Origin of the sequence: Tistrella bauzanensis (genome assembly GCF_014636235.1) — a bacterium.
Classification (GTDB): domain Bacteria; phylum Pseudomonadota; class Alphaproteobacteria; order Tistrellales; family Tistrellaceae; genus Tistrella; species Tistrella bauzanensis.
In genome coordinates, this window is record NZ_BMDZ01000103.1 from 1 (window position 1) to 12,009 (window position 12,009).

Here is a 12,009-nt window from a genome sequence, read left to right on the forward strand (position 1 = left end):
CTCATCGCCTCCATCCGACGCACCGCACGGTTCATCGCAAGGGCTTGAAATCAATGGGTATTAGTTTTGAGTCCGACTCTCAGGGGTGCCTGAACGCTCCGCCGCCAATGGCAAGGGCGTGCTGCCGATCCTGGACCAGATCGCCGAGGTCACCGAGGGCCGGGTCAGCTTCACGCCCATCCTGGGGGGCAGCTGGTCTCGATCCCCAATGCCTTCGACGGCATTCGCGATGGTGTGGTCGACAGCGGCTTCTTCATCACCCAGTTCAGTGCCAACCAGCTGCCCTATTCGTCGCTGATCTCGGAAATGACCGGTCTTGGCGGCGATCCCTATGCCACCATGGGGGCGATCAACGAAATCCTGTTTGTCGGCTGCCAGAACTGCCGCGACGAGATGCGGGTTGCCGGTATCGTGCCGCTGCTGATGCAATCGGCATCGCCGCTCGCCACCATGTGCACCAGACCGGTCGCCAGCGCCGCCGATCTTGCCGGCCTCAGGGCCAGCACCATCGGCTCGCCGGAGGCGCGCTGGGCCAGGGCGCTGGGGATGACGCCGATGCGGACCAGCATCGTCGACATCCTGCCGGCGCTGCAACTGGGCCAGAGCGACTGCACCATCATCGGCACCTCGTGGATCCGCAGCTATGGCCTTGAAGACACGGTGAAGGGCGTGATCGACATGCCCCAGGGTATCATCGCCGGTGCTGCGCCGATCACCTTCAACCGTGATAGCTGGGCGCGGATCGCCAAGGAGGATCAGGCGCGGATCATCGGGCTGATGCCGGCGGCGGTGTGGGATTATGTCACCAACGCCTATCTGCTGCCGGATGCCGAGGTGAAGGCTGCCTTGTCGGCCAGGATCCCCTTCGCGCCCGGTGATGACGAGATGCACCGGCGCTGGGCCGGCTTCCAGGAGGGTGAGGTCGCCGCCCTGAAGGCCCTGGCGCGGGATCGCAAGCTGGCCGATGGCGATGCCGTCGTCGACCGGATGGTTGCAACCTTCCGGATCTGGCATGAGCGCCTGCTGCCCGCCTTCAAGGGCGACCGGGCGAAATTCGAAGCCGTTCTGAATGAGCGGGTGTTCTCTAAATACCCGTTCTGATGCAGCCGGCCTGAGCGCGCGCCTGCCGCGCACCCTCCCCCCCTTGCGCGCGCCGCGCTCAGGCCGCTGCGTCCCTGCCGCATCCCGCGCGGCCGTCACCTCCACGCCACATGCAGTGCCCATCCATGCCGCTGGTCAGACCGACCGGCGCCGCCGCGGTGCTGCGCGCTGTTCTCTCCGATCTGTCGTCCAGGAGCCGCCCTTGCCATGAAAGCCGTCTATTTCGAAGCCCATGGTCCGCTCGATGCCCTCGTCTATGGTGAGATCGACGATCCCGTCGTGCCGGATGGATGGGTCAAGGTCCGGGTCGGTGCCTGTGCGCTCAACTATCTCGACGTGTTCTCACGCCGTGGCATGCCCGGCATCAAGGTCGAGTTGCCCGGCATCACCGGCGGCGATTGCGCCGGCACCATTGCCGCGCTGGGCGCCGGGGTGGACGGCTGGGAGGTGGGTGCGCGGGTGCTGATCAACCCGGCCCATGTCGACGATACCAGCGGCCATTTCGAGATGATGGGCGAGACCCGGCGTGGCGCCATGGCCGAATACTGCGTCTGCCGGGCTGAGCAGCTGATCGCCATTCCGGACACGGTCGGCGACGATGCCGCCGCCGCCCTGCCGGTTGCCTATGGCACCGCCTATCGGATGCTGTTCACCCGTGGCAAGCTTCAGCCGGGGGAGCGGGTGCTGATCCTGGGGGCCAGCGGTGGTGTCGGCACCGCCTGCGTGCTGCTGGCCCGGATGGCCGGCGCCCATGTGATCGCGGCGGCGGGATCGGCCGGGAAATGCCGGCGGCTGGAAGCGCTGGGCGCGCATGAGACCATCGATTATTCGGTGGAGACCATCGACGCCTATACCCGGTCCAGAACCGGGTCGCTGTTCCGGGGCGGCGGCTATGAGGTGGTGGTCAACTTCACCGGCGGCGACAGTTGGGTGCCGTCGCTGCGGTCGGTGAAGCGCGGCGGGCGGCTGCTGACCTGCGGCGCCACCGCCGGCTATGCACCACCCACCGATATCCGCTTCATCTTCATGGCCGAGATGTCGATCCTGGGCTCGACCGGCTTCACCCGCGACGACATCGCGGCCTGTCTGGATCTGGTCGCGGATGGCAGGCTCGACCCGGTGATCGACCGGATCCTGCCCCTGTCCGAGGGTCGCGAGGCAGTGCGGCTGCTGGAGGATCGCGAGGTTTTCGGCAAGGTGATCGTCAGGCCAGACCTGGATGATGCCGGCGCCATCGGCACGGGTGCGGCATGACCGGTGACATCCTGAACCAGACCGATCCGGCGCCGCTGCCATTGCCCCCCTTCCATGGCGCGGCCGATGTCGCCGCGATGGAGCGCCGGCCGATCGAGGACTACCTGACCGGGGGCACGGTCACCGCCGTGCTGGCCTATGCCGCAGGCCGCTTCGCTGATCGGGTCGCCATGCGCTATCTTGAGGCGCCGGCCGATCTGTCGCGGCCCCTGGTCGAGATCGGGTTCGCCGGGCTGTTCGACCGGGTGATGCGGGCATCGGCTCTGTTCCAGAGCCTGGGCGTGGGACGTGGCGGGGTTGTCGCCACCCTGTTGAGCGGCCTGCCCCAGACCCTGGAGATCGCCTGGGGTGCCGCCGATGCCGGCATCATGATGCCGGTCAACCCGTTCCTCGATCCGGACATCATCGGCGCGATGCTGGCACGGGCCGGCGCCTCTGTGCTGTGCATCGAAGGGCCGTCCGGCCATGACGGCACCTGGGAGAAGCTGCCTGCGATCCTGGCCGCTGCGCCCTGCATCCGCCATGTGCTGGTGGTGGGCGAGGGCGCTGGGGATGCGGGCGACGGCCTTGCCCGCCATTACGAGCCCCTGCGCGATGCCGTGCCCCCGGCGGCGGTCAGCCGGTCCGGCGCGCCGGCGCCCCAGGATATCGCCGCCTATTTCCACACCGGCGGCACCACCGGCCAGCCGAAGATCGCCCGCCTGACCCATCACAACATCGCCTGCATGTGTGTGATCGCCGGCTTCGGAGCCGGGCTCCGGGCCGGTGATGTGGTGGCCAACGGCATGCCGCTGTTCCATGTCGGCGGGCTGATGATGGGCGGATTCACGCCCATTGCCCATGGCTGCACCATCGTGCAACTGGGGCGGCGCGGCTATCGCGACCCGGCGGTGATGGCGGGCCTGTGGGCGATCGTCGGCGCTATGCGGCCGGATGTGATGATCGGCCCACCGACCGTGGTTGCGGCCGCCACCCAGAGCTTCGATGGTCTGGCAGGTGCGACCGGTGTCCGCGGCTGGATTTCCTCGGCATCGGCCCTGCCGGTCGAGGTGCAGCGCCGCTTCACTGCCCGCACCGGCATTCCGATCCGGCAGGCCTGGGGGCTGACCGAGGCAACCCTGGTGCTGACCTATATGCCGGCTTCGGGCGATCCGGTGCCGGGGCTGGTCGGGCTGTGCATGCCCTGGTGCAGGCTGAAGGCGGTGCGCCTGACACCCGACGGGCGGATCGCGCAGGAGATGCCGGCAGGGCAGCCGGGCACGATCATCGCGCGGTCTCCCGCCCTGTTCGCCGGCTATCTCGACCCGGCGGCCAATGCCGGTGTCCTGCTGCCTGATGGCTGGCTGAACACCGGTGATATCGGCCTGATCGATGCCGAAGGCTTCGTGGCGATCACCGGCCGCGACAAGGACGTCATCATCCGCGGCGGGCACAATATCGATCCGGCGATGATCGAGGAGCCGCTGAATGCCCATCCAGATGTGGCGCTGGGGGCCGCGGTCGGCCAGCCCGATGGCCGGGTCGGCGAGGTGCCGGTCGCCTTCGTGATGCTGAAGGCGGGGGTCGATCGCGATCCGGCGGCGCTGCTGCGCGAGGTGGCGGCGCTGATCCCCGAACGCGCGGCGATCCCCCGATGGATCCGCATTCTGCCCCGGCTGCCGATGACCGCGGTCGGCAAGGTCCACAAGCCGACCTTGCGGCGCGAGGCCGCCCGCCTGGCCGCCGCCGCCCTGCTCGCCATTCCCGAAGACCGGATCACGGCCGATGACGGTGATGGCGGGCGCATCCGCATCGGATTGCCGTTGAACGCGCAGGCGCCGGCCTTTGCGGAGGCGCGCGATCTGCTCGCCGAACTGGGCCTCGACGCAGCGGCAAACCCGCCCACCGATGCCGCCACCACGGCGATCCTCGATATCGACCATCTGATGGTTCGTGCCGGTGATGCGGTTGCCGCCGGCGACGGCTTCGCGCGGCTGGGCTTCACCGTCACCGCCCGGTCCGACATGCCCGGCCTGTGCAACCGGCTGATCTGCTTCGATGCCCTGATCGACGGTGCCTGCAACTATATCGAGATCATGGAGCTGACCGATCCGGCCAAGGCGCCGCCGCCGATGCCCCGGGTTCTGGACGCGCCCGACGGGCCGGTCTCGACCGTGATGAGCACGACCGATGCCGACCGGACCGCGCGGCACCTGCAGGCGCTGGGCATGCGCCTGCCGCCGCCGCTCCGCATCACCCGCGACTGGCCGATTGGTGGCGGGCAGGTGATATCGCCATCCTTCCGCGTGGTGATCCCCGAGCCGGGGCAGGCGCCGTACTACTGGAATGCCTGCCAGCATCTGACGCCCTGGCATTACATCCGGCCGGAGGTCATCACCCATCCCAACCATGCCCGCCAGATGGTGGCGGTGATTGCCTGTGCCGCCGACCCGAAGACGGCGGCACAGGCCTATGGCGCGGCCTGGATGGCCCGGATCGAGGGCACCGACCCGGTTTCGGTGCGCGTGGGTGGTGACACGATGCCCGGCGGCGCATCTGCGGCCGGACATGTGGCGCTGACGATCTACAGCCCGGCGGCCCTGGCCCGTGCCTTTCCGGGTGCCTTTCCGGGGGGATCGGTCGCAGCCGGTCCTGCCCGGCTGACCGGCTTCGTGGTCTCGACCGACGATATCGAGGCCAGTTTCGCCTGGCTTGCCGCTGCTGGTGCCGCGCCGGAGCGCTGCGACCGCGGCCTGTTCGTGCGGCCGGAACACGCACGGGGCTGCCTGATGATCTTCGAGGCGATCGATGACTGACGAGGCGACATCTTCCGGCCCAGGTTCACCCCGTTCTGGCCCACCCGGCCTGCGGCTGATCGACATCACCGGCTGGCTGGGGGCCGTGGCCATCCTGCTGATGGCGGTGCATGTCTGCATCGATGTGCTGGCGCGCAATCTGGCAGACATGCCGCTGACCGGCACCACCGAGGTCGTGTCCTATTGGTATATGGTGGCGATCGTGTTCTGCACGCTGGGCGGGGTTCAGGCCCGCAACGCCCATATCCGGGTCGATCTGGTCAATATCGCCATCGGGCGGTGGCGGTCGGCGGCGCGGATCGACGGCGTCCTGTCGGCAATGACCGCGCTGCTGTTCCTGGCCGCCTGTCTGGGCCTCATGCTTTATACCGCCGATCAGGCGCTGACCGCCACCTTGCGCGCCGAGCGGGTTGAATTCACCAGCCACGCCCTGCCGGTCTGGCCCGGCCGCTGGCTGGTGCCGCTGGGGTTCGCGCTGACCGGCTGGGTATCGGCATCGGATCTGGCCCGGGCGATCCGGCTGATCATCACCGGTCATGTCCCGGCGGCGCAGGGTGCCCGATGAGCCCGGTGCTGCAAGGCTGCCTGACATTGCTGGCGATCGTGGTCCTGATCGGCCTGCGGGTGCCGGTGGGACTGGTGCTGGGGCTTTGCGCCTTCATCGGCACGGCAGCGCTGCTGCCCCTGCCGGCGGCGATCAGCGTCATGGGCCGCGTGCCTTATGAATTTACCGCCAGTTGGGAATTCTCGGCGGTGCCGCTGTTCCTGCTGATGGGCAACATCGCCTGGCGCAGCGGCCTCACCGACGGCCTGTTCCGGATGTTCGAACTGGGGCTGGCGCGGCTGCCGGGCGGGCTTGCGGTGGCCACCAATTTTGCCGCCGCAGGCTTTGGCGCCGCATCCGGGTCCAGCCTGGCCACCACGGTCTCGATCGGGCGGATCGCCATTCCGCAGATGCTGAAGAGCGGCTATCAGCCGGCGCTGGCCGCCGGGGTCTGCGCCTGTTCGGGCACACTGGCGGCGCTGATCCCGCCCTCGATCCCGCTGATCGTCTACGGCATCCTGGCGGAACAATCGGTGGCGCGGCTGTTCTTCGCCGGCATCGTGCCGGGCATCCTGACTGCCATCGCCTATACCGTGATGATCGTGCTGCGTTGCAGGCTCACCCCCGGTCTGGCGCCGGCGGCAAGGGTCGTGGCACAGCCGGGCGAGATTCGCGGCCTGCTCGGGTCCACCTGGCCGTTGCCGGTGCTGGCGGTGCTGGTGCTGGGCGGTATCTATGGCGGCTGGTTCTCGCCCGCCGAGGCGGGCGGCGTCGGCGCGATCCTGGCCATGCTCTTCGCTGGTCTGCAAGGGCGGTTGCGGGTGGCGATGCTGTGGCAGGCCTGCGTGGATGCCGCCCGAACCACGGCGGTGATCCTGTTCATCGCCATCGGCGCCTTCATGCTGACCCGTTATCTGACCCTGACCGGCCTGCCGGCCGCGGTCGCCACCACGGTTGCGGCACTTGACCTGTCACCGGTGCTGATGCTGGCGGCGATGGCGGTGGTGTTCCTGGTGCTCGGCATGTTCCTCGACCCGTTCGGAGTGATGCTGATTTCGATTTCGGTGCTGCTGCCGCTGTTCGAGCGGCTTGGCTATGACCTGATCTGGGTCGGCATCATCGTGGTCAAATATATCGAAATCGGCCTGATGACCCCGCCGGTCGGGCTGAATGTCTTCGCGGTCCGCTCGATCGCGCCCGACATCAGTCTGCCGGTCATCTTCAAGGGCGTGCTGTAGTTTCTGCTGGCCGAGGCAGTGGTGATGATCCTGCTGCTCGGCTTCCCCGGCCTCACACTCTGGCTGCCCGGCCTGTTGATCTGACGGAGACCCCGATGACCTTCGACGACCTGACATCCCTGATCGCCTCGGCCGAATTCCACAAGACCCTGAAGGTCAGACCGGTCGAGGCCGATGCCGAACGCGGCATCGTGGTGCTGCATCTGGGCTTCGACCCGGCCTATACCATCTTTGCCAAAGCCGGCAATTATCATGGCGGCGTCACCGCCTCGCTGGTCGATGTGGCCGGCGCCATGGCCTGTTCGGTGATGCTGGGCTATCCGACGCCCACCATCAATCTGCGGATCGACTATATGCAGGCGCCGCGCAAGGTGGATCTCATCGCCCGCGGCGAGGTGCGCCGCATCGGCAAGGCGATCGGTGTCGCCGACGTCACGATCAGCGATGCCGAGGGCAAGGTCTATGTCATCGGTCGTGGCACCTTCAGCACCAGTGATCCGCGCGCCCCGCTGATGACGCCGGGCTGAGGATGCGGCGGCGCCGCCGTCAGTCCCGCGTCAGTGCCGTCACGCTGGCATGGCCGGGGCGGGCCGGGTCGCGCGCCAGCCGCTGCGCGCACCAGTCGAGCAGCGGCGCCAGCCCCTCTTCGACCGGCCAGGCGGGGTTGATGGCGATCAGCCCGGTCGTCGTGAGACCGGCCGCCAGGGCGCTGCCGGCCGTCACGCCGCGCGGCACCACCGACAACTCGGCGCGCAGGGCGGTCACATGCTCGGGCAGGGCAAAGGTGATCCGCGTGGCCAGATCGTCGGCCGCCAGCACATCCTTGACCGGATACCAGATCAGATAGCTGCCGCTGGCCCAGCGGATCAGCGCCTCTTCAACCGCGCGGCCCAGCCGGTCGAACTCGTCGCGGTCCTCGAATGGCGGGTCGATGATCGCCAGCCCCCGACGCTCGCCCGGCGGCAGGCAGGCTTTCAGCACACTGTAGCCGTCATGGCGCAGGGTCTCAACGCGGGGCCCCGGCCGGGCCACGCGGGCGGCCAGCACCCGGTCGAGCCGGGCGCGCGCAGGATCGACGGTTTCGGCGGCGATCAGCCGGTCGCCCGGCCGCATCGCCAGCGCCGCGATCAGCGGCGACCCCGGATATCGCCGGCGCAGGCCGGTGGGGCCACGGCCGTCATCGACCAGATCCAGCACCGCGCGCAACGCCCCGATCAGCGCCGGCTCGCCCGGCTCCGGCCGGTCGGCCAGCCGGCCGATGCCGCCGGCCGCCTCGGCGCTGCGCAGACTTTCGGGCGATTCCAGATCATAGAGGCCGCTGCCGGCATGGCTGTCGATCACCACAAACGGCTTCGCCTTGCGCGCCAGATGGGCGACCGAGGCGGCAAGGGCCGCGTGCTTGACGATGTCGGCGAAATTGCCGGCATGGAAGTCATGGGCATAGTTCATCGCGGACTTGCGTGCCTTGTGAGGGATGAAGGGTCGGGATGTGGTGCCGGGCTCAGCGCGCCACCAGCGGTGTGAAGAACAGATGCGCGCCGCCATCCACCAGCAGGGTTTCGCCGGTGACATGGGTCATGTCAACCAGTCCCAGAATGGCGCGGGCGATGTCGTCCGGCTCGGCGGTGCGGCGCAGCGGCGTGGTCCGCTCAAGCTTCGCCTTCTGGGCGTCATAGCGGTCGGCACCCATGCCCTCGCGCAGCCAGCGGCCCTGAATGAACCCGGGGCAGACCGCGTTGACCCGGATCTCAGGCCCCAGCACCCGGGCCAGCGACAGGGTCATGGTGTTCAGTGCCCCTTTCGATGCCGCATAGGCCACCGACGATCCCACCCCGGCGACGCCGGCGATCGACGATACATTGACCACCGCCCCCTGGCCCGACCGCTTCAGCGCCGGTGCGCAGGCCCGGGTCATCTGGAAACTGCCGACCACGTTCACGGCATACAGATCCATGAAATCCTGCGCGCTAAGCCCCTCCAGATCGGCATGGTCGCAGAACCGGGTGGTGCCGGCATTGTTGACCAGGCAGTCGATCCCGCCGAACGCCGTCTCGGCGCCGGCGGCGATCCGCCGGCAATCCTCGTCGCTGGCGATGTCGCCCATGATCACCACCGCCTGCCCGCCGGCCGCGCGCACCATGGCGGCGGTTTCCTCGGCGGCATCATGGCTGCGGGCGGCATTCACCACCACATTGGCGCCGCGTGCGGCAAAGGCCAGCGCCACCGCCCGGCCGACGCCGCTGCCCGACCCGGTCACCACCGCCACCTGCGGCCGCGCCGCCGCCATGCCCTGCGTCTCATCCATCGTCGTCACTGCCCGGTATCCTCCCAAGGGTGCTGCACGCGGTGCGATGTCCGCGGGCTCGTTGATCCACCAACGGTTATCGCCGACCCGGACCCCAAGGTCCAGCCCCGGCCTCGCCAGCCCGCATCACCGCTGCTATCATCAATCTCCATGCTGACGACCATATCATCACGACTGGAGATGATGGCCATGTCGCCCCTCGACCTCGCCCGCGCCGGGTTGCCCGGCCGTCCCGATCCGGTGCTGCCGGCGATGGATGTCGACCTGTTGCGCGCCCTGGTCGCGGTGATCGATTGCGGCGGTTTCACCGCGGCGGCCGACCGGCTGAACCTCACCCAGTCGGCGGTGTCGATGCAGCTCCGGCGGCTGGAAGACCGGCTGGGCCGCAAGCTGGTCGACCGCGAGCGCCGCGGCGTGCGGCCGACCGCCGATGGCGAGGTGCTGATCGGCTATGCCCGCCGCATCCTGGCGCTGAACGACGAAGCGGTGCTGCGCCTGCTCGACACCGGCGCCCGCGGCCGGGTGCGGATCGGTGCGCCCGATGATTATGCCAGCATCTTCCTGCCGCCGATCATCGCCCGCTTCGCCGCCGCCAATCCCCGGGTCGAGATCGAGGTACGCTGTGCCCTCAGCCCCGATCTGGAAGCCGAGATGGACCAGGGCGCCCATGACCTGATCCTGGTCACCCGGCGCGAGGGTCATGGCGGCGGCACCCTGATCCGCCGTGAGCAACTGGTCTGGGCCGCTGCCCCGGATCACCGCCCCGAAACCATGACCCCGCTGCCATTGGCGCTGTTTCCCGATGGCTGCGCCTTCAGGCCCCATGCACTTCAGGCACTGGACCGCGTTGGCCGGCCGTGGCGGGTGGCACTGACCAGCGGCAGTCTGGCCGGCATTCAGTCGGCCGTGGCCAACGGTCTGGCGATCACGGCGCTGGCGCGCAGCACGGTGCCGGCGGGCTGGCGGCTGCTGGGTGCGGCCGAGGGATTCCCGCCATTGCCGGCGGTGGAGATCGCGCTGAAATCCGCGGGTCAACCATCGGAGCCGGTGCGGGTGCTGCTCCGCCACCTGCTCGACACCCTGTCGGTGCCGGATCTGGCGCCTGACGGGCCGCCGGCGGTCAGGCCAGCTCCGCGATCCGCAGCACTGCCTGCCGTCGGGTGATGCCGCCGTCATCCACCACCGCCAGCGTCACCGTGCCCTGCCACCAGTCGATATCGATCCGGCCCCAGTTCTCCATCGGCCAGACCCGCCCCAGCCGGTTGGGGCCGGGCTCGTCGGTGATCGCCAGATTGGGCAGGTTGACGCTGCTGGCGGTCAGCTCGGTCACCGGATAGGGCGGCAGGCTGCCGGTGTCGATACGGCTGGCGTCGCTGTTGTCGCTCCCGGGCTCTGTGCGATACAGCGCGCCCAGATGCCGGTCGCCCGACAGCAGCACCACGCCGCGCGCGCCGGTGTCGCGGATCAGCCGCCACAGCCGGGCGCGCTCATCAGCCATCAGCCGCCAGCTTTCCCAGCCATGGCCGTCGGCGATCACCTGAATGGAACTGACCACCAGCCGCAGCTCGGCGGGCTGGCGAAACTGATCGGCCAGCCACGCCCATTGGTCGGCGCCCAGCATCGCCTGTTCCGGCCCCGATGGCACATAGCGGCCGCCACCGGGCGCCAGCCCCCCGGCTGCCAGCGCCAAGGGGCTGCGGAAGCTGCGGCAGTCCAGCAGGATCACCTGCACCCGCCGGCCTACGGGGCCGGTGATCACCGCGTGGTACAGGCCGGCGCGGCCCCGGCGCGGATCGTCGGCGGGCAGTGCCCAGAACGCCTGGAACAGCGCCTTGGCGGCGGTGCTGTGGGGAAAATCGCCGCCGCCGTCATCGATGCCGCGATCATGATCATCCCAGATCGGCATCACCAGCCGGTCGCGGCGTAGCGTCGTGAAGGCCGGCCGGGTGGCGGCCAGGGCATAGGCGGCGGCAAGCTCGGTCATCTCGGGGCCGCTGACATCGCCATAGACGTTGTCGCCGGCGAAGATCGCGATATCGGGGTCGTATCCCACCACCAGATCCAGTGCCGGTGCCGGCCGGGCCTGATGGATGCACGACATCAGCGCCACCCGTGTCGCCGGCCCGGCCGGCTGCGGCGTCCGCGCCTCTGCCGGTGCCGGCAGCCCCGCCAGCATCAGCCCGGCGACGCCGGCCTTCAGGATGCCGCGCCGGGGAATGACGGGGGATGCGGCTGGCCGCGCCGTGGTGAACAGAGCAGGGGTCGTGTCGGGGCGGGTGGGGAGGATCGGTGCGCGCAGGTCGGCGGGGCGCGGGGAACGGCAGGTCATGACACACCATGGGGTGCGGGGTGACGGGTGCCGGGGCATGATGGCACAGCACCACGACAGGGTGATGACGCAGGTGTCACAGCGGACGACGAGAGGGTGATGACGCAGGTGTCACACCGCCGCCGAGGCGTGGCCCACAGGGTGCTGACGGCATTTTGCGGTTGACGCGGCGGTGCCCAACCGGTTCCTGATCATCTGATCCCGCCACACCTTGCCTTGAGAGCCTTCAGCCCATGACCGAACTCTCACCGCTGGTCGATATCGTCACCGCCCTTGCCGCCGCCGTGGTGATCGTGCCGCTGTCGATCCGGATCGGAGCCTCGCCGGTTCTGGGCTATCTGGCAACCGGGCTGGCGGTGGGGCCCAGGGCTATCGCATTTGCCCAATGATCGACCTTGCGAATTCATCGGACCATCCGGCCCGTTTTCGCTTGCGGCTGATCG

The 12,009-nt window shown here is 69.1% G+C and carries 11 protein-coding genes; 8 read left to right on the forward strand and 3 right to left on the reverse strand.

Annotated features, from left to right (window positions below; translation table 11 throughout):
- The first annotated feature begins 222 nt into the window (after positions 1–222).
- From IEW15_RS23655 to IEW15_RS23685, 6 genes are all read left to right on the forward strand, one after another.
- Positions 223–1,101, forward strand: a complete 879-nt coding sequence (locus IEW15_RS23655; protein WP_229708630.1) for a type 2 periplasmic-binding domain-containing protein — start codon at positions 223–225, stop codon at positions 1,099–1,101.
- Between the two features lie 207 nt (positions 1,102–1,308).
- Positions 1,309–2,355 (forward strand): zinc-binding dehydrogenase, encoded by a 1,047-nt coding sequence (locus IEW15_RS23660; protein WP_188582696.1) that lies wholly within the window; start codon positions 1,309–1,311, stop codon positions 2,353–2,355.
- Entirely contained in the window at positions 2,352–5,150 is a 2,799-nt protein-coding gene (locus IEW15_RS23665; protein ID WP_229708619.1) for an AMP-binding protein, read from the forward strand. Before IEW15_RS23660 ends, IEW15_RS23665 begins: the two co-directional genes overlap by 4 nt.
- Complete coding sequence (locus tag IEW15_RS23675; RefSeq protein ID WP_188582698.1) at positions 5,143–5,715, forward strand: TRAP transporter small permease subunit; 573 nt, start codon at positions 5,143–5,145, stop codon at positions 5,713–5,715. The genes IEW15_RS23665 and IEW15_RS23675 overlap by 8 nt, the downstream gene beginning before the upstream one ends.
- Positions 5,712–6,932: a TRAP transporter large permease gene (locus IEW15_RS23680; protein WP_229708624.1), complete on the forward strand. Its 1,221-nt coding sequence runs from the start codon at positions 5,712–5,714 to the stop codon at positions 6,930–6,932. The genes IEW15_RS23675 and IEW15_RS23680 overlap by 4 nt, the downstream gene beginning before the upstream one ends.
- Positions 6,933–7,027: 95 nt before the next feature.
- Positions 7,028–7,459 (forward strand): PaaI family thioesterase, encoded by a 432-nt coding sequence (locus tag IEW15_RS23685; RefSeq protein ID WP_188582700.1) that lies wholly within the window; start codon positions 7,028–7,030, stop codon positions 7,457–7,459.
- A 19-nt stretch (positions 7,460–7,478) separates the two neighbouring features.
- Here the strand turns inward: IEW15_RS23685 and IEW15_RS23690 are convergent, their stop codons facing one another.
- Both IEW15_RS23690 and IEW15_RS23695 read right to left on the reverse strand, forming a co-directional pair.
- The gene (locus IEW15_RS23690; protein ID WP_188582702.1) at positions 7,479–8,381 is read right to left on the reverse strand and encodes a 23S rRNA (adenine(2030)-N(6))-methyltransferase RlmJ; all 903 of its coding nucleotides are present in this window, start codon (positions 8,379–8,381) and stop codon (positions 7,479–7,481) included.
- Between the two features lie 52 nt (positions 8,382–8,433).
- Entirely contained in the window at positions 8,434–9,237 is an 804-nt protein-coding gene (locus IEW15_RS23695) for an SDR family NAD(P)-dependent oxidoreductase (protein ID WP_229708632.1), read from the reverse strand.
- Positions 9,238–9,426: 189 nt separating this feature from the next.
- On the opposite strand from IEW15_RS23695, the gene IEW15_RS23700 reads away from it, so the two are divergent.
- Entirely contained in the window at positions 9,427–10,401 is a 975-nt protein-coding gene (locus IEW15_RS23700; RefSeq protein WP_229708628.1) for a LysR substrate-binding domain-containing protein, read from the forward strand.
- Here the strand turns inward: IEW15_RS23700 and IEW15_RS23705 are convergent.
- Positions 10,358–11,566 carry an alkaline phosphatase D family protein gene (locus IEW15_RS23705; protein ID WP_188582704.1) on the reverse strand — a complete coding sequence of 403 codons (1,209 nt, stop codon included), beginning with the start codon at positions 11,564–11,566 and terminating at the stop codon, positions 10,358–10,360. The two genes, IEW15_RS23700 and IEW15_RS23705, sit on opposite strands and share 44 nt — an antisense overlap.
- Positions 11,567–11,799: 233 nt before the next feature.
- On the opposite strand from IEW15_RS23705, the gene IEW15_RS23710 reads away from it, so the two are divergent.
- Positions 11,800–11,955: a hypothetical protein gene (locus tag IEW15_RS23710; protein WP_188582706.1), complete on the forward strand. Its 156-nt coding sequence runs from the start codon at positions 11,800–11,802 to the stop codon at positions 11,953–11,955.
- The last annotated feature ends 54 nt before the right edge of the window (positions 11,956–12,009 follow it).